This is a genomic window from Rhodococcus sp. ARP2 (genome assembly GCF_001029585.1).
Taxonomy (GTDB): domain Bacteria; phylum Actinomycetota; class Actinomycetes; order Mycobacteriales; family Mycobacteriaceae; genus Rhodococcus_F; species Rhodococcus_F erythropolis.
The window spans coordinates 24,615-42,448 of the sequence record NZ_LEKE01000120.1; the positions used below are offsets into that span (position 1 = coordinate 24,615).

The 17,834-nt window shown below is 62.3% G+C and carries 17 protein-coding genes; 8 read left to right on the top strand and 9 right to left on the bottom strand.

Annotated elements, in window-relative coordinates; genetic code table 11:
- Positions 1-7: 7 nt before the first annotated feature.
- The gene (locus ABX74_RS29120; protein WP_047890320.1) at positions 8-574 is read right to left on the bottom strand and encodes a TetR/AcrR family transcriptional regulator; all 567 of its coding nucleotides are present in this window, start codon (positions 572-574) and stop codon (positions 8-10) included.
- 127 nt (positions 575-701) lie between these two features.
- On the opposite strand from ABX74_RS29120, the gene zapE reads away from it, so the two are divergent.
- Positions 702-1,691 carry a cell division protein ZapE gene (gene zapE / locus ABX74_RS29125; RefSeq protein ID WP_047890321.1) on the top strand — a complete coding sequence of 330 codons (990 nt, stop codon included), beginning with the start codon at positions 702-704 and terminating at the stop codon, positions 1,689-1,691.
- Here zapE and ABX74_RS29130 read toward each other — a convergent pair.
- Positions 1,678-2,427 carry a helix-turn-helix domain-containing protein gene (locus ABX74_RS29130; protein WP_047890322.1) on the bottom strand — a complete coding sequence of 250 codons (750 nt, stop codon included), beginning with the start codon at positions 2,425-2,427 and terminating at the stop codon, positions 1,678-1,680. The genes zapE and ABX74_RS29130 overlap by 14 nt on opposite strands.
- On the opposite strand from ABX74_RS29130, the gene ABX74_RS29135 reads away from it, so the two are divergent.
- Positions 2,402-3,247: an ABC transporter ATP-binding protein gene (locus ABX74_RS29135; RefSeq protein WP_047890323.1), complete on the top strand. Its 846-nt coding sequence runs from the start codon at positions 2,402-2,404 to the stop codon at positions 3,245-3,247. The two genes, ABX74_RS29130 and ABX74_RS29135, sit on opposite strands and share 26 nt — an antisense overlap.
- Positions 3,244-4,551 (top strand): FtsX-like permease family protein, encoded by a 1,308-nt coding sequence (locus ABX74_RS29140; RefSeq protein ID WP_047890324.1) that lies wholly within the window; start codon positions 3,244-3,246, stop codon positions 4,549-4,551. Before ABX74_RS29135 ends, ABX74_RS29140 begins: the two co-directional genes overlap by 4 nt.
- Positions 4,552-4,569: 18 nt before the next feature.
- Here the strand turns inward: ABX74_RS29140 and ABX74_RS29145 are convergent, their stop codons facing one another.
- The 4 genes from ABX74_RS29145 to ABX74_RS29160 all read right to left on the bottom strand — a co-directional run bounded on the left by ABX74_RS29145 (position 4,570) and on the right by ABX74_RS29160 (position 8,118).
- Positions 4,570-5,418 carry a sterol desaturase family protein gene (locus ABX74_RS29145; protein WP_019746874.1) on the bottom strand — a complete coding sequence of 283 codons (849 nt, stop codon included), beginning with the start codon at positions 5,416-5,418 and terminating at the stop codon, positions 4,570-4,572.
- An 82-nt stretch (positions 5,419-5,500) separates the two neighbouring features.
- Positions 5,501-6,310, bottom strand: coding sequence for a PE-PPE domain-containing protein (locus ABX74_RS29150; RefSeq protein WP_020968420.1), 810 nt, complete (start codon positions 6,308-6,310; stop codon positions 5,501-5,503).
- A 188-nt stretch (positions 6,311-6,498) separates the two neighbouring features.
- Positions 6,499-7,686: a serine hydrolase domain-containing protein gene (locus tag ABX74_RS29155; protein WP_047890325.1), complete on the bottom strand. Its 1,188-nt coding sequence runs from the start codon at positions 7,684-7,686 to the stop codon at positions 6,499-6,501.
- Between the two features lie 144 nt (positions 7,687-7,830).
- Entirely contained in the window at positions 7,831-8,118 is a 288-nt protein-coding gene (locus ABX74_RS29160; RefSeq protein ID WP_020906139.1) for a MerR family transcriptional regulator, read from the bottom strand.
- A gap of 485 nt (positions 8,119-8,603) precedes the next feature.
- On the opposite strand from ABX74_RS29160, the gene ABX74_RS30265 reads away from it, so the two are divergent.
- Positions 8,604-8,840, top strand: coding sequence for a hypothetical protein (locus ABX74_RS30265; RefSeq protein ID WP_007734072.1), 237 nt, complete (start codon positions 8,604-8,606; stop codon positions 8,838-8,840).
- Positions 8,841-8,975: 135 nt separating this feature from the next.
- Here the strand turns inward: ABX74_RS30265 and ABX74_RS29165 are convergent, their stop codons facing one another.
- The 3 genes from ABX74_RS29165 to kstD all read right to left on the bottom strand — a co-directional run bounded on the left by ABX74_RS29165 (position 8,976) and on the right by kstD (position 13,380).
- Positions 8,976-10,739: a cholesterol oxidase substrate-binding domain-containing protein gene (locus ABX74_RS29165; RefSeq protein WP_020906140.1), complete on the bottom strand. Its 1,764-nt coding sequence runs from the start codon at positions 10,737-10,739 to the stop codon at positions 8,976-8,978.
- A gap of 69 nt (positions 10,740-10,808) precedes the next feature.
- Entirely contained in the window at positions 10,809-11,666 is an 858-nt protein-coding gene (locus ABX74_RS29170; protein WP_003945880.1) for a MaoC/PaaZ C-terminal domain-containing protein, read from the bottom strand.
- The gene (gene kstD / locus ABX74_RS29175) at positions 11,656-13,380 is read right to left on the bottom strand and encodes a 3-oxosteroid 1-dehydrogenase (RefSeq protein WP_189637363.1); all 1,725 of its coding nucleotides are present in this window, start codon (positions 13,378-13,380) and stop codon (positions 11,656-11,658) included. The genes ABX74_RS29170 and kstD overlap by 11 nt, the downstream gene beginning before the upstream one ends.
- A 115-nt stretch (positions 13,381-13,495) precedes the next feature.
- Between kstD and ABX74_RS29180 the strand changes: the two genes are divergently transcribed.
- Genes ABX74_RS29180 through dmpG form a run of 4 tightly spaced genes read left to right on the top strand, consistent with a single transcriptional unit; the run spans position 13,496 to position 17,834 of the window.
- Entirely contained in the window at positions 13,496-15,094 is a 1,599-nt protein-coding gene (locus tag ABX74_RS29180; protein ID WP_047890327.1) for an FAD-binding protein, read from the top strand.
- A gap of 3 nt (positions 15,095-15,097) precedes the next feature.
- Positions 15,098-15,883, top strand: a complete 786-nt coding sequence (locus tag ABX74_RS29185; protein WP_003945480.1) for a 2-keto-4-pentenoate hydratase — start codon at positions 15,098-15,100, stop codon at positions 15,881-15,883.
- 8 nt (positions 15,884-15,891) lie between these two features.
- Positions 15,892-16,794, top strand: a complete 903-nt coding sequence (locus ABX74_RS29190) for an acetaldehyde dehydrogenase (acetylating) (protein WP_020906143.1) — start codon at positions 15,892-15,894, stop codon at positions 16,792-16,794.
- Complete coding sequence (dmpG, locus tag ABX74_RS29195) at positions 16,791-17,834, top strand: 4-hydroxy-2-oxovalerate aldolase (protein WP_020906144.1); 1,044 nt, start codon at positions 16,791-16,793, stop codon at positions 17,832-17,834. Before ABX74_RS29190 ends, dmpG begins: the two co-directional genes overlap by 4 nt.

Genomic DNA, 17,834 nt, shown 5'->3' on the forward strand with positions numbered 1-17,834 from the left:
AGGTCTTTCAGATGACCCCCACTCCGTGAAGGTAGATGTCGATCGGGATCCGAAGTTGCCGAACGGTTTCGCTGGAGTGAGGGTCCCGGCTACGTGATCCGAGACAATAGTCGAAGATCAAGCCCTCCAGTAGGCTCAGGAAATTTGCGGCAGAGACATCAGGGTCGTCAACGCCAACGGTTTCGAAGACGGGTCTTGCCTTCTCCAACGAAAACAGACTGCCTTCGAGGAGTTGGTGCAATGCCGAATCTCGGGGAGTTTCCAGGAGCAGTGCATAGCGCGCGATCAATTCGTGTCTGCGGTGCGAGAGAAGATCGTCGAGATACTCGGCCGTCAGGGCAGCAGGATCGCTGGGCCTCTCGCGGAGTTCGTCGAAAGTCGAACGTGACCGGTGCACGATGTGCAATGCGGTTGCTTCGAGAAGTGCCTCGCGAGTGCGGAAATAGTACGACGTCGAACCGGCAGGAAGTTTCAGGGACTGATCAATCGCCCGATGGGTGAGTGCACGCGGGCCCTGCTCGGCGATGATCGTGACGGCGGATGCCGCAATGAGGGCTCTGCGATCGGGCTTCATGTCGTTCCTTGCTGTCGATGTTGCATGCTGCCGGAGTTGCATGCTGCAGATGGTGCGTCGTGAGGGTCACATTGACTCGATTTGCCTTCGGTCACTAGCCTCGACTCTACAGATGTAGAGGAGCCTCATGTTACTGGACGAAGAGCAGTTGGCGGCACGTGAAGCTCTCGATGCCCTGCGAGCCCGGATATCCGACGGTGAGGTCGGCGGAGGGATCTACCTCTGGGGTAGCGTCGGCCGCGGTAAGACGATGCTCATGGACGAGTTCTACGAGAGCATCCGAGTCGGCAAGCGGCGCATTCACTTTCATCGGTTCTTTGCAGATCTGCACTCTCGGGCGCACGAACTCGGGTCGATGGGCGCGGCACTGGACCACGTCGTCGACGGAATCCGCATGCTCTGTTTCGACGAGTTCCACATCGACGACGTCGCCGACGCCATGTTCATGGCAAGGGTTCTCGACACAATCGTCGCGAAAGGTGTGACTGTTGTTGTCACGTCCAATGTCCCGCCGACCGATCTTCTTCCGAATCCGCTTTTTCACGAGCAGTTCGTTCCGTCGATCGAGTTGATCGAGCGGACTCTCGAGGTGATCGAATTGGGTGGCTCCGTCGACTATCGGACGGCGGGTCAGCCAGGTGCCGGGGACTACCGTTTTGCGACAGGGGAATTCCTCGTCGGCTCGGGAATCACGTGGCCTTCGGGCGAAAGTGTCGAATTGACGATAGGCACGCGCACATTGGAGTGCTCGGCGATTCTAGACGGTGTTGTCTGGTTCGACTTCGAGGTGCTGTGCGCTGGTTCGACCTCGGCTGCCGACTATCTCGAGCTCGCCTCCCGCTTCGACGACTGGGTGATCTTCGGAGTACCGGTGCTCGCCGAAGCTTCGGAATTTGCCCTTCGCCGTTTCGGAAATGTCGTCGATGTTCTCTACGACGTCGATGCGCGACTGACGGTGTATGCCGCTGCCGGTGTGGAGGACGTTGCGGGCAGTCTTCGGGACGTTCCCGGATTGGCGCGCCTCTACAGTCGTCTGTCGTTGCTCGCGAGGACGGAGATGGACAGCGTCAACGGGGACGGACCGCGTCAGTTGAGGAGTAGCGTCAATTCCAGGTGAGGCCGCCGGTCGCGGCGCTGGGCGTGAGCCCGAACATACTGTGGCAGATACGGTTGAGATGGGCGCTGTCGGTGAAACCGGCATCGTGTGCACTGGTTGTCAGGGTTGCGCCACTGCTCATCACTTCCATGGCACGTCGTAACCGTAACCAGCGGATGTAGGTCGAAAAGCTCATCTGCAGTTGATCGTTGAAGATTCTTCCCAGCCGTCCGGGCGAGATGGAGACCAGGGCGGCGATGTCCGTCAGTGTGACCTGCCCCGAGATTCTCTCGGGAAGTAGCGTCAGGGCATGCTCGAGGGCCGGGTGAAGAACGCCTAAGTTCGACGCCTTTTCGTGTTCGGATAGTGAATCGATCAGCCTCGCTGCGTATTCCAGATCCGAATCAGCGCCGCGGTCCGTCATCGCTACTGCGGTCTGCCCACGGTCCGACCAGTCGGCCACACCACCGCGGCCCGGCTCCGGTGGCCTGATGCGCAGACCCATCCCGGTGGTGGAGTCAATGTAGATCGCCCGTCCCCGCGCACCCTCGGAGGCGGACAACGCGTGGACCGCCCCGGATGGAATGACCACGGACCGCACGACTTCACTGTGGCCGTCCCCGTCCGTGACCGTGACGTCCCCGTCGTCGATGATCATGATCTGAACAGCGGCGTGCGAATGCATGTGCGCGGATCCCACTGCGCCGGTGAACATGAGAATTCCGGGCTGCATGTGGACGGCGCCGGACCAGGTCATGTCGGAAATCATAGTGACGACCCTGACAGAGCTCGGGGTCCGGTCATCCTCCGGTAGGACCGAGCTCAGTCCGAAGATCGTGCGCTGGGCCGATGTGTTCGCGAGGGGTTCACGAGAAGGTGGAATCATGAACAACGCACAAGCACCCGCAGTCCTGTCGGTCCACGCGCTGGGCAAGTCGTACGGCGAGGTTCCGGTGCTCCGAGGTGTATCGCTGGAAGTGCGCGCCGGTACTGCCACGGCCATCATGGGTCCTTCAGGATCGGGGAAGTCGACACTGCTGCATTGCATGTCAGGAATCGTCAAGCCCGACTCGGGAGCAATCTTGCTGAGCGGCAGGCATATCGAGAACCTCGGTGAGAACGACCGCAGCCGGCTCCGACGGGAGTCGTACGGGTTCGTTTTTCAATCGGGCCAACTGTTGCCGGAGCTTCCGGCGATCGAGAATGTCGCGCTGCCTCTCGTACTCAACGGGTTGTCCATCGCAGAAGCCAAGCGGACGGCACACGGCTTCTTCGCGCCCTTGGGGCTGGACGGGTTGCAGGATCGTCGCCCGGGTCAGATGTCGGGTGGGCAGTCGCAACGTGTGGCGATTGCGCGAGCGTTGGTAACCAAACCCGCAGTTCTCTTCGCAGACGAGCCGACCGGTGCCCTCGACGCGCAGATGAGTTGGGAAGTGATGAGGGTGTTGCGTGATTCGGCTCAACAGATCGGTTCTGCGTTGGTCGTCGTCACTCACGATGCCGAAGTCGCTCGGTGGTGTGATCGCACGATGATGATGCAGGCCGGTTCGCTCGTCGGGACACAGGTGGCGGCATGAAGGCCACAGCGCGCGTTGCATTGATGACGGTGCGAGGTGAAGGGCGAAAGGCCTTGAGTACCTTCGCGCTCCCAGTGTCCGCATTTGCCGCCTCGACGACGTTGTTGCTGACGGTGCTCGGCGGCTACGGTGCATTCGCGGGCAGATCTAGCGAACCCGAAGCCGAGGCGTACCTAGCGCTCGCAGGGGTTGCTTCGGTGTTGATGATCGTTCCAGCCGTCACTCTCGGTCTGGCGGCGGCCCGCTTGGGCGCGCGCCGTCGCGACGAACGACTCGCCTCGCTGCGACTCATCGGATCCACCCCTCGCCAGATCGTTGCGCTGTGCGCTGCGGAATCGGGTATCCAGGGCTTGGCCGGTGCGTTGATCGGTGTGGTGGGATACCTCCTCGCGTTGCCGCTCGTAGCTCTCTTGAGATTTCAAGGTCGGACATTCGAGTGGAGTGAGCTTTGGGTAGGCGCACTTCCGCTGGTGGGCATCGTATTCGGAATGGCCATCCTGGCTGCTTTGACGTCGATGCTCGGGATGCGCCAGGTGTTCGTGAGCCCGTTGGGCGTCACGGCGGGCAATCCCAGCGCCGCACCGAAGATGATCTTCGCTGTGGCTGGGGTGGGGGTTCTTGTGGGATGGAGTGCATTCGGGGGCTCCGCGGCAAGCATCGCGGCAATCCTGGTGGGCCTTGGTCTCTGCTTCGGCGTTGTTGCGTTGGTCGGTCCGTTCGTCATTTCGCTGCTTGGACGGATCATGCTCAAATGCGCCAAAGACGGTGCTTCGCTGATTGCGGCGCGTCGGGTCTTGGATAATCCGAAGGCTGTGTGGCGCACGGTCAGCGGTGTGACGATGGCCAGCTTCGTTGCCGCAGGCACATCTCTCCTCGCCGCGATAGGCAACGGGGAGGGGCAGGATTTGCAGCCAGGGCAGGAGTTCCTGTTCGCGGACATGAGAACCGGGGTGTTGTTCACTCTCGGAGCAACATTCACGTTGGCGGCCATCTCGTCTGCGCTCACCCAGGTATCCGGGATCCTCGACAACCGTGAGCTGTATCGGAGTCTGACTTTGGCCGGCACACCTGTCGAGGTGATGGACAGCGCCCGCATGAGGCACGTTCGCACTCCCGTCGTGGTGATGGCACTGGCCGGCGCCGGCGCTGCACTGCTGTTCCTCTTCCCGCTGGCAGGGGCAGCCGTATTGACCACTCCGATGGCGCTGGTTCAGTTGGGCGTCACCCTGGCTGTGGGGATCGCGTTGGTGTTGGCCAGTGCGTTTGCAGCCAAGCCCGTCATGCGACGGGTACTCGCGGGCTGAATCTCCACCGATCGTCCGTCAGTTCTGTTTCCGGAACGGTTCGGCCAACTGGCCGAGGTAGTCGTCCGGGTAGTCGGGTTTGGCCGCCATTCCGAGATCGTCACTGCTGAAGCGCTTTTCCGGATCGAAAGAATAAGTGCGGAAAAGGTGATCCCAGATCAGAGTGAACAAACCGAAATTGACGTCACCGATTCCCGCCCACTTCAGGTGATGGAATCGGTGGCCGGCGTTGAGGGCGAGTATCGGACGCAGGGGGCCGATGCGGTAATCGGCATTCGAATGCTGAAGCAGGAGTTGGACAGCGACACAAACCGCGAGCGCCGAGGCAACCGGGACGGGCATCCCGAGGAGGATCAGTGGCAGGACGCCACCGGCGGTTTCGAAAGTCTGATGCACGGGGTGCTTCATCAGTCCGTTCATACCGTAGAACCGTTCGAGGCTGTGATGAACCGCGTGGAAACGCCACAACCATCCAACCTTGTGGCTGATCAAATGCACCACGGTGATGCCGAAATCGGCGACCAACACTGCGAAGACGACCTGAAGGACAAACGGAAGACCGCTCGGCCACAGCCCGTCGAACGGAATCACCGCGGCCATCAACGGGATGACCGCGACGCTGACCAAGATGAGGGATTCGTTGACAAACGCATGGACAGCGTCGCGAAACCTGTCCGGTCCCGGGGCATTCCACGAAGATTCGTAGGGAAGCGCCCGTTCGGCCGCGAAAGAGCAGGCCACTGCGAAGAGAATCAATGCCACCAGTGACCATTTCGGCGCGCCGGATGCCGCCAGCGCGATTGCGGCTCCATTGATTCCCAAGAGCATGAACGGGACGTACCCGTATCTGACGATGAAGGTGAGCATGTGATCGATGGTGCTTGATAGCGGTTGCTCTCGACTTGTACGAATCGGTCGACTTTCAGTCAACCGAACAGGCGGTATCGCGTTACTTCGTCAGTACGGTGGCGAGTGCAGCGCTCAGATACGGAGTGATGTTCTCGACGACCCGCGTCACGATCGCAGTGGCAACGTCAGCGGGTTGCAGTGGCACCGACGGCGTCTGCGGCAATGCCGGGGGAGCAGGCGGAGCGGGCTCGGACATCATCGGCGTATAGGTGTTGTGCTTCGTGAAGTAGCCGAAGACCGAATCCACGAACACCTCGGGCGCATCACGCGGCTTGGGCATGTTGCAGATGCCGTCACCCTCGATGCAGACTTCCTGCACTGCGATGTCTCCGAATCCGCCCCGTGCTCCGGACATCGTCGCTCCCGGAACGACATTGGGCACTACGGTTTCGATGCCCCCGGCCGAGTTGCGAGGGTCGGCGTAGAGGACGCCTTCGACTTGCGACTGCGGAATGGATCCGTCGCGTGCGATGTCACCGAGAACGTCGCCGGCAATACGCGCTCCCTGTGAGTATCCGGTGACGACGATCTCGCTGCCCGGGCACTGAGCGTGGAAAGCGTTGACTTCAGTGCGAAGCGTCTGGGCGCCGGCGGCAACGCTCTGGTCGTACGTCTGATCGCCGAGCGGCCAGAAGCTGGCGGGGTAGGTCACCGGCTTGGAGGCGTAACCCTGGGCCACGTAGCGGTCGGTGACGGGTTGCGTCGTTTGTCCCGTCGGATCCCACGTTCCGCCGACCGCGAATACCGCACCGGCAGGGCACGACCCGCTGTCATTCGGGTCCGCTCCGGCAGGCACCGACATCACAAGAGTCACCCCCGCTGTGACTGCAACCGTGCATGCCACTGACATCGCGTATTTCCTCATCGGGCCTGTCCCCATCTATCTACGTTCTCGTTCACTGGCGAGACAACCCGCGGTCCGACGCGTTTCGTTCGGTACTGAAGAGAATGGTGATGGGGCGATAAGTCCTGGAGGTAATCCGTGCGTAAACAGGAAGTTGCCGACCGACGCTGTTTGCTACCAGCGTGTGTGGCGTGTCACGGCGTCGGGACCTGCGGTGGGTGATCCGGTTCGAGGAGGGTTCCGATCGCCTTGCCCATCGGCACGGCGTTGTTGAGGTCCGCGTTGGTTGTCGGCCCGAGCGTGGCGTAGACGACGATCGTCGTCTTCGAGTCGGGGTAATAGAGCGCAAGCCCGTTGTAGCCGCCGTACGACGGGTTCATTACCAGCCAACCGTCGAGGTGCCCGGTCCCGAAGGAAAAGAACTTGTCCGCCGTCATACTTCCCAAGCCCGCAGTCGTCGGCGCCATCTGCTGCTCGAAAGCCTTGTCGGAGAGCAACTCTCCCGTTCCGAGCGCGCGCACCCACTTTCCGACGTCGGCGACAGGCGCGTTCATGTTTCCGCTGTGCAGGAAAGCCGTCGGATTCCAGAAAGTGGAGTCTTCGAATACTCCGCGTTCATTGGTGTAGCCGTGCAAAATCGGCTCGTCCATCTGCGACGTGAGCACAACGCTGCTGTGATCCATCCCGAGCGGATCGAAGACGCGCTGCTGAAGTAGGTCGCCCAGCGGTTTTCCAGTCGCTTTCTCCATGACGTCGCCGAGCAGCGTCAGATCGCTGTGCGCGTACGCCCAACCGGTGCCGGGTTCGAACAGCGGTGGGCGGGAGTTGGCAAGATTCAGGATCTCCTGAGAAGTCCAGCCTTTCATCGGGTTGTCCGTGAAGAGTTTGAGGAACTGTGGATCGGTCACGTAGTCGGAGATGCCCGACGTGCTGTTGGCCAGCATTCGTGGAGTGATGGTGTCTGCGCGTGGAAAGTTCGGTTCCCACTTCGCGATCGGTTGATCGAGGGGAAGCGTTCCCTCTTCGTCGAGTTGCAGCAGAACTGTCGAGAGCATCGGTTCCATCGGCTGACCGACGCGCAACTGCATGTCGGTTGTCGCCGGAACTCCGATAGGGGACTCTCCGACGGCACCGAGAGCAATCTCGTCGTCGCCCCGCCACACTCCGAACACGGCGGCACTGAGGCCCAAGTCGGCCACTTGACGGCGGACGAGGTCCGCGATCTCGGTGGATTCCTGACTGCTCGCGGTGCTGGGAGATGCGCTGCTCGTGTTTGTTGCCGAGTCCTCGTCGGAACTGCACGCAGCGGTTGCAATGGCAAGGGTCAAGGCGATCGACAGAGCAGCTAGCCGCACCCGAGTGCGGTGGTGGGAGGAATTCATGCCTGCGATCCCTTCGATGTGGAAATCGAGCAACCGACGCCTAGCAATGTCCCAATTGACTGAATTTAGCGCAGTTCGAAGGGGGAGGGAACAGATTGACGGTTAGGGGTGACTGCTACTCCCAGTGCCTGATCACGTCAGTCCTCAGTCCGGCGTTGCGTCCGATTCCGCTCGTCTGTCCTGCGCTTGCTGGAGCTCGGCGTTGATGCGACGAGCCTCGGTGAGTTGGTCTTCGAGGATGATGATGCGGCAAGCCGCGTCGAGCGCCGTGCCGTTGGCTACGAGTTCGTGCGCGCGGGCCGCGATGCGCAGCTGGTACCGGGAGTAGCGGCGATGTCCGCCCTCAGAGCGTTGTGGGGTAAGCAGTTTCGCGGCATCGAGGCTACGAAGGAAAGCTTGCCTGACACCGAGGATCTCGGCCGCATGTCCCATGCTGTACGCAGGATAGTTCTCGTCGTCGAATCTGCCGGAGGGGTCCCCCGGTGGTGTATCTGCCGGAATGGCTCGCTTCTTTCGCTGAACGGACGGGGCCCCCGGCGCGAGGAGCGCCGGGGGCCGGATGGGGTTGAACTTACTTACATAACTGCATTCTTTCGAACTTCCGGACTCGCACAAGACATCCGGTAGCCGCTTTGAAGGGGGGTGCCGGGTCCGACTACACACTCACACACGAATTCGGCCCCGGCACGTCCCTGCCCTGCGGTACTGCTTGCGGGTAGTTCATCTCTCCCGCATCTCTTGACTCGTTCCTTGCTACGAGAAAAAAGATACAACACCCTCGTGAGAATGTCTACCCTGACCGCTGTAGATATTTTGTTGCGAACATTCTAGGTGTTGATATTCAGGAACGGCCTGGTCGCCGGGGGTGAGAGCGCTCAATGTGAGTCATAGGAAGATGGATCTGGGACAATGCTCCGATGCGAAATACCCCGAAGTCCGAGTCGTTGTTGCGCGCCCGCGCGGAGAGGGAAGAGCGCACCGGCTCCTCCGAGCATCCCGCTGGTGGCGCGCCGAACCCCGGAGAGGACTCGTCGTCGTCCGAGCCGGGGGCACGCAGCGACAGCGCCACGATTCGGTCGGCTCGGTCCGAGCTCTCAACTCATGCCAGGGCAGTGGAAAGTATGCACGAGGCGATCCATCCTGATCGCGATTGAGGCAGCTGCCTCGTCGGGATGCGGGGGGACTCCTTCATCCCGCTCACTGCAACGCACGACGGCCGCCGCACTCCCGAAAGTAGGGGAGTGGCGACGACCGTCGAGTTGTCAGAGTGTGCGCTCAGTACTTGAACCTCAAGGCAGCAACTGGTCCAGGAAGGTGTTGCTGAAGACCTTGTGCGGATCCAACGCGTTGTATGCGGCGTTGGCGGTGTCCCAGTTGTCGCTCGATGGGACGCCGTCGCGGTAGGTCTGGGGGAGGCCCTGGGTGATGATCGGGGCGTCGGTGTACGGCTTGTCGGGGCCGAACGCCCAGCCCTTGGACCACTCGGGGCGGAAGGTGGCGTCGTTGTTGTTGTAGTGATTACGCATCCACTGTTCCATTTCGCGGTAGAACGCGAACATGCCGGGGGTTCCGGGGACGCCGAGGACGTTGAGCCAGATGGCGGTGTCCCATTCCGGATGGTCGGGGCGCGGGCGCATGGCCGAGATGGTGGGGGCGCCTGCCGAGTCGACCTCGACGTCCGAGGGTTGATCGAGGCCGCAGCAACGGATTTCGACGGGGCCGTTGAGGGGGAACTGTCCGATAGAGCGGTAGTACTCCATGCGGCCGTTGAACCACTGGGTGAAGTCGTGGATGACCTGGCCGATGTTGGCGCGGGAGGTGATGACGGCTCCGCCGCCCTCGGTCAGGCGCAGGGTGGTGGCCCGGATGTAGAACTGGACGTCCTTGGACCATCCCCACAGGTCGTTGGAGAAGGTGGCGGCGAGTCCGGCAACGGTGGTGGCGTACATGATCTGCCCGAATGCCGGTGCGATGCCCGGGTTTCCGGCGTTGATCTGCCCGATCATGTCGGTGACCGGCTCCGGGAGGTTGTCGGAGAAGATGTAGTTGTAGGGCCCGGTCACCTCACGCGAGAACGGCGGCTTGGTGGGGGCAAGTGACCACACCTTCATCCACGGGCGTTCGGTGAAGGGGTACCAGATTGCTTCTGCGCGACCGTTTTCGCGGACGAACTTCTCGAAGGTGCGTCCGGACGCTCCGCGGGCACCGAAGAGTTCCTGCCAACCGATGTCGGTGTGGCTGACGCAGCGCATGCGGTAGTTGGGGGCGGCCTGCAAGGTCACGGAGGTGAGGAAGGTGCGTCCGAGGTGAGTCAGCAGCGGCTTGATCGCTGCATCGCTACGCGCGTACGTCTCGAGCGCGTACTCACTGCCGTTCCAGACCACTGCGGTCAGGGAGGTGACGAGGTTGGAGAGGGAGCCGAAAGTCTGTCCGGGAACGTGTGCTTCGCCTTCGGCGGGGAGCGCTGCACCGTGAGCGTCGACGGCGAGGCAGCCGGCGATGGTCAACACACCGGGCGCCGGCAGGTTCGCGAACCCGAGGCCCTGTGCCTGCAGTGCGGTGGTGATGGCGTCGAGGGTCGCGCCGGGTCCTGCGGTGACGGTGGCCGGGCTGCCACCGGCGTTGACGGAGACGCCGGTGAGGTGGACCGTGGTGTCGGCGAGGATGACCTTGTCGACCGGCGCACCGTTGACGATGGTCAGCGGCGTCCAGCCGTGCATGGCACCGCGGGGACGAATGGTGTAGCCGTTGGCATGACCCCAGTTCGCGAGGCGGACTACGTCTTCGGGCGTCTTGGGCGAACAGGTCCAGATCGCGTCGAGCATGATCTCTTTGGACCAGTTCTGATACGCCTGCTGGTACAGCGCGATGCCTTCGGGGAAGGCAGGCGGCGGCGTGAGGGTGGAGACAGGACCACCCGCGGAGCCGGAGGAGCCGGCGGGGACGGCATAGGCCGGCGTCCAGCCGGCGAATGCGGTCGCTGCCACGGCGCCGGCTCCAGCGGCCATGAAACCTCGTCGGGACAGTCGGAACTTTTCGTCTTGAGCCGTCATCTTCGGGCTACTCCATCGGGTTCGAGAACTACGGTGAGTTCTAACAGGTGGGTATCAGACAGGTTGGTATCAGACAAGAGTGAGAACTACGTCAGCCAGGGCAGGAGCTTCGCGCTCCAGTACGGAAGCTGAGATCAGGAGTCGCCCATTGTCTTTCCAGATCTGGATACTCAAGTTCTCGCCGGGAAATACGACCCCGGCAAAGCGGGCCCGAAATCCGGCTACCCGACTGCTGTCGCCGTCGAGCATGGTATCCACTGCGGTCTTGCAGACCATTCCGTAAGTACACAGCCCATGCAGGATAGGCGCTGGAAAGCCTGCCGCGGAGGCGAATTGCGGATCCGAGTGCAACGGATTCCGATCACCACACATCCGGTACAGCAAAGCCTGCTGTGGAAGCACAGGCGTCACCACTGTCTCATCTGCTTCGCGATCCGGAAGCGTAATCGACTCCGACGGACCACGTTCACCCCCGAAACCACCCTCGCCGCGGGCGAAAATGGACGAGCGAGCTGTCCACAGCGGGTTGCCCTCGGCGTCGACCGTGACGGATTCCTGCACGATCACCGCGGCCTTGCCCTTGTCCCAGACCTCGGCGATTCGAGTTGTGGTGCGGCCACTTCCACTTGCCGGGATCGGCTGATGGACAGTGACTTCCTGGCTCCCGTGGACTACCTTCGCCAGATCGATTTCGACGCCGGGGAACGAGACCTTCGGCGCTTCGGTGGCGTGGAAGTTGGCGGCGACGGTGGCAAAGGTGGGTAGTACCTGAGGCTTTTCGTCGTCGAGGTATCGAAGCTCGTTCGGATCGAGCGGCCGAGCACCTGCCCCTAGTGCCAGGTGGTAGTGCTGCACGTCCGACGGGGTCCATGAGAACTCTTGTGGCGCAAGCTCGGCGCCGAGTGCGATCTTCGGATCAATTGGCATGGTCGACCGCCGTCTTTTCAGCTGCCGGTGCCTCGGTGCTCTCAGCCTTCTTCGCACGCTCGACGATGTCGAGTACTGCCAGGTAACCGAAAGTCATTGCGGGGCCGATGGTCGCGCCTGGTCCGGCGTAGGTGTGGCCCATGACCGGAGCGCTCGCGTTGCCAGCGGCGTAGAGGCCGTCGATGGCGCTTCCGTCTTCGCGTAGTGCTCGGCCGTTGACGTCGGTGCAGATACCACCCTTGGTGCCGAGGTCACCCGGAACCATCTTGATGGCGTAGAACGGAGCCTTGCTGATTTCGGCGAGGCTGGGGTTCTTCAGTCGGGGATCGCCGTAGTACGCGTCGTAACCACTGTCACCGCGTCCGAAGTCCTCGTCCTTGCCGTTGCGTGCGAAGCCGTTGAACCGGTCGACGGTTTCGGTCAGCGATGCGACGGGAAGCCCTGTCTTCTCGGCCAATTCGGCGATGGTTCCCGCCTTGACCACGATGCCGGCCTTGAGCCAGCGGCCGGGGAAGGGGGAGCGGGGAGTGATACCGGCAAACGTGTAGCGGTTGCGGTAGCGCTGATCGAGAATCATCCACGTCGGGATGTTCTCGCCGGCGCCTTCGCCCTGACCGTACTCACCGCCGTACATCGCATGGGTTGCCTCGACGTACGGAGCAGCCTCGTTGCCGAAGCGCTTGCCCGACATGTTGACCATCATGCAGCCCGGGAGGGTGCGCTCGGAGAGAGCGAACCACGGTCCGCCGGTCAGCGGAATGGACGGGCCCCACCAGGCGTCGTCCATGAAATCGACTGCAGCGCCCACTTCTTGGCCTGCGCGGATACCGTCGCCGGTGTTTGCCTTCGCGCCGACGGTCCATTCGGTGCCGATGGGTGCGCGCTGGTACTTCTCACGCATTTCCTTGTTGTGCTCGAATCCGCCGGATCCCAACACAACTCCGTGGCGAGCGCGGATGACCTGCTCCTCGCCGTCGATTAGGACGTTGACGCCGCGAACTGCGCCGTCTTCGGTGTACAGGGAGGTCAGCGGGGTGTTCAGCAGGATGGGTACGCCGGCGGACTGAAGTCCGAGTCGAATACCGGCGACCAGTGCCTGGCCGCGAACCAGCAGATCCTTCTTTGTGGCCTTGGCTGCGAGGAATCGCATGCCGACCTTCATGGCGCGCAGGGGTCCGCGAGGATTGCGCATCAGCAGGTTGAGCCACTTGTAGTCGGCCTGGGTGATGACGAAGTTCTTGGGGGCCTTGACGTAGTCGGGCTCGAGGTTCTTGCGGTCGGCGCCCAACTTGTTGCCGTCGAACGGGGTGGGCTCGACACTGCGGCCACCGAGGCGTCCGCCGGGAGCTTCCGGGTAGTAGTCGGAGTAGCCGGGCACCCACTGCAGTTCGAGAGGGCTGTTCTTCAGCACGAACGAGAGCATCTCGGGACCGCGCTCGAGATAGGTGTCGATGCGTTCGGGAGCGACGACGTCGCCGATGATGCTGTGCAGGTAGGAACGTGCGGCCTCCGGTGTATCGGTGACACCGTCCGCCTGAAGTGCCTCGTTGTTGGGGATCCAGACCCCACCACCGGAACGGGCGGTCGATCCGCCGTAGTGGGCGGCTTTCTCCACGATGACCACACTCAAGCCCTGGTGGGCTGCGGTCAAGGCCGCTGTCATACCTGCGGCACCACTGCCGACGACGACGATGTCGTATTCCTGCTTGCTCATGTAGAACACGTTATAGAATGATGGGGGTGTCAGTCCATGCTTTCTGCCAGGAAGTATTTCCGGACGTTGTCATTGATAACGAAACACGTTGCAGTGAGATTGAGGATGGTGCGGTGTGACCTGGGATACTTCGGTTGACGTCCTTGTGGTCGGGTTCGGTGTGGCGGGCGCCAGTGCGGCGCTCGAAGCTGTAGCGGCCGGTTCGTCGGTTTTGGCAATCGACCGAGCACTCGGTGGTGGTGCCAGCACGATTTCCGGAGGAATCTACTACGCCGGCGGCGGCACCGTGATTCAAAAGGAAGCCGGTGTCGAGGACAGTCCCGAAGCCATGCTCGCCTACCTGAACCGCGAGGTCGGTGACGCGGTGACGCCGCAGACTCTGCGCCGGTTCGTCGACGAGAGCCCGGCGTCGATCGACTGGCTGCGCAGTCACGGCGTGCCGTTCGAGGCCTCACTCTGTCCGTACAAGACGTCGTACCCGAGCAACAAGCACTACCTCTACTTCTCGGGTAGCGAATCGGCCGGCGGGTTCCGTGACATCGCAAAACCTGCTCCGCGTGGTCATCGCGCCAAGGGGCGTGGCACGTCGGGAAAGATGCTGTACGGCCCGCTCGCGAAGTCCGCGGAGGCCAAGGGCGTCCAGTTGCTCGGCCAGACGCGAGCGGACCGGCTGATCATCGAGGACGGCCGGGTGATCGGCGTCGAAGCACTGACGCTGCGTGACGCACCTGCCGGAGTTCGTCGCCGTCACGCGACGCTCGGGTCCCTGTCCTCCAAGCCCGGCGTCTACGCACCGCAGTTGCGCACGATTCTCGACGCACTCATCGCGAAGATCGAGAAGAAGCACGCCAAGCGGATTCGCATCCAGGCACGCGGCGGCGTGATCCTGAGCGCCGGCGGCTTCGTGTCCAATCGCGAGATGATGCGCACCCATGCCCCCGCCTACAAGGGCGGTATCCCGCTCGGCACCTCCGGGGACGACGGCAAAGGCATCAACCTCGGTATCGAAGCCGGGGGAGCCACCGACAAGCTCGGCAATGTTTCCGCCTGGCGATTCATCGTCCCGCCGAGTGCTTTTCTCGGCTCCATTTTGGTGGGTGAATCCGGTGCGCGAATCGTCGACGAGTCACGTTACGGTGCCGCTCTCGGTCAGGCGATGGCAGAGAAGAGCAACGGAATCGGTTGGCTGCTGGCAGATTCCGAACTCGTTCGCGAAGCGAAATCGCAGATCAGTGACCAGTCGATGTGGTTCCAGCGGGTACAGACCACCGGCATGATGCGTACCGCAGTGCGTGGCAACACCATTGCCGAGGTCGCCCGTAAAGCGGGGATAGACGTCGCCGGCCTTCAAGCCACCGTCGACGCGCACAACTCCGCTGCCGCTGCCGGACAACCTGATCCGATGGGCAAACCGTCGGACTTCGTCAGGCCGATACTGTCTGCGCCGTTCACGATGTACGACGTCTCGATCAAGCCCAACATGATGAATCCGTGCCCGATGCTCACGCTCGGTGGATTGGTGGTCGACGAATCGTCCGGCATGGTGAAAAACGAGGCCGGGGAGGGTATCCCTGGCCTGTATGCCGCCGGCCGTACCGCCGTCGGTATCTGTTCCAACTCGTATGTGAGCGGCTTGTCCCTCGCCGACTGCGTGTTCTCCGGACGACGAGCCGGTCAGCATGCAGCCGCATTCTCCACAGTCGGAAAGGCCTGAACGATGCTCTCGACGCAGATCCGCGGCGAACTTGCCGACCATCTTGATTCGGCGGAACGGGATCGCGCTCCGATCAGCCCGCTGATCGCCACGTATCCGGACATCGACGTCGTCGACGCCTACGAGATCCAGCTCATCAACATCAGGCGTCGTGTTGCCGGTGGCGCAAAGGTGGTCGGGCACAAGGTCGGGCTCTCGTCACTGGCGATGCAGCAGATGATGGGCGTCGACGAGCCAGATTACGGTCACCTGCTCGCCGAGATGGAAGAGTTCGAGGACCGTCCGGTCGACACGTCACGCTTCTGCTTCCCACGCGTCGAGGTGGAGGTCGCCTTCATTCTGGGAGCAGATCTGCCGGGCGCCGGGTGCACCGAACAAGACGTCATCGACGCCACTGTCGCCTATGCGCCGTCCATCGAGTTGATCGACAGCCGGATCAAGGACTGGAAGATCGGCCTCTCGGACACCATCGCGGACAACGCGTCCTCCGCCGGGTTCATTCTCGGCAAGGAACGAGTTCGCCCGTCGGACATCGACATCAAGGCGATCGATGCGGTGCTGACCTGCAACGGCGAGCGGATTGCGGAGGGGCGCAGCGATGCGGTTCTCGGTAACCCGGTCACCGCTGTCGCGTGGTTGGCGCAGAAGGTCGACACGTTCGGAGTTCGGCTCAAGGCCGGCGACATCGTTCTGCCGGGTTCGTGCACGCGAGCGATCGACGCTCATCCAGGCGACAACTTCCGAGCCGAGTTCAGCGGCCTCGGTTCCGTCTCTCTTCAGTTCACGTAGGAGTAGTCATGACCAAGGCAAGTGTGGCGATCGTCGGATCGGGAAACATCAGTACCGATCTGTTGTACAAACTGCAGCGTTCCGAGTGGCTCGAACCGCGATGGATGATCGGAATCGATCCCGAGAGTGAAGGATTGGCGCGCGCCCGCAAGATGGGACTCGAGACCTCCGCCGAGGGCGTCGACTGGTTGCTCAGCCAGGCGGAGAAACCGGACCTGGTCTTCGAGGCGACGTCGGCATACGTGCACCGCGAGGCAGCACCACGCTACGAGGCCGCCGGTATCCGTGCCATCGACCTGACTCCGGCCGCGGTCGGCCCGGCTGTGGTTCCGCCCGCGAACCTGCGTGAACACCTGGACGCACCCAACGTCAACATGATCACCTGCGGTGGACAGGCAACCATTCCGATCGTCTACGCGGTATCGCGAGTCGTCGACGTGGCGTACGCCGAGATCGTCGCCTCCGTTGCATCGTTGTCCGCCGGCCCGGGAACTCGCGCGAACATCGACGAGTTCACCAAGACCACCAGCCGCGGTATCGAGACCATCGGCGGCGCACAGCGCGGTAAGGCGATCATCATCCTCAACCCCGCAGACCCGCCGATGATCATGCGCGACACCATCTTCTGCGCTATCCCCGAAGACGCCGATCAGGCCGCGATCACCGACTCCATTCACCGCGTCGTCAAGGACATCCAGCAGTACGTGCCCGGCTACCGGTTGCTCAACGAACCGCAGTTCGACAAACCGAGCGTCGTTTCCGGTGGCTATGCAACGGTCACCACGTTCGTCGAGGTCGAAGGCGCAGGCGATTTCCTGCCGCCGTACGCGGGCAACCTCGACATCATGACGGCAGCAGCCACCAAGGTGGGCGAGGAAATCGCCCAGAAGCTTCTGAGTGTGAAGGCATGAGCGACATGATTCATTTCGATTCGAGCTGGGACATCCGCGTCACCGACACGTCACTGCGCGACGGCTCCCACCACAAGCGTCATCAGTTCACCGTCGAAGAAGTACGAGCCATCGTCGGTGCGCTCGACGGAGCCGGAGTGCCGGTCATCGAGGTCACTCACGGCGACGGCCTCGGCGGGTCCTCCTTCAACTACGGCTTCTCGAAGACTCCCGAGCAGGAACTGATCAAAGCTGCAGTCGAGACGGCGACCAACGCGAAGATCGCCTTCCTGATGCTGCCCGGGTTGGGCATCAAGGACGACATCGTCATCGCGCAGGACAACGGTGCGTCCATCTGCCGCATCGCAACTCACTGCACCGAGGCCGACGTATCCATCCAGCATTTCGGCCTCGCGCGTGAGCGCGGACTCGAAACAGTCGGATTCCTCATGATGGCTCACTCGATTCCGCCGGAGAAGCTGGCCAAGCAGGCTCGCATCATGGCCGACGCGGGTTGCCAGTGTGTGTACGTGGTCGACTCGGCCGGCGCGCTGGTACTCGAGCAGGTATCCGATCGCGTCGAGGCGCTGGTTCAGGAACTCGGCAACGACGCTCAGGTCGGCTTCCACGGCCACGAGAACCTGGGCCTGGGCGTCGCCAATTCCATTGCGGCAGTTCGTGCGGGAGCCAAGCAGATCGACGGTAGTACCCGTCGGTTCGGTGCCGGTGCCGGCAACGCCCCGGTCGAGGCCTTCGTCGGTGTTTGCGACAAGATCGGCGTCAAGACCGGTATCGACTTCTTCGCCATCGCCGATGCAGCCGAAGATGTTGTGCGCCCGGCAATGCCGCAGGAATGCCTGCTCGATCGTCAAGCACTGATGATGGGCTACGCCGGCGTGTACTCGAGCTTCCTCAAGCATGCCGAGCGTCAGGCAGAACGGTACGGAGTGTCGTCCGCCGAGCTTCTGGTGCGCGCAGGCAAGCGCAAGTTGGTCGGCGGCCAGGAAGATCAGTTGATCGACATCGCGCTGGAACTCCAGCGCGAAGCAGCGGCTTCCTAG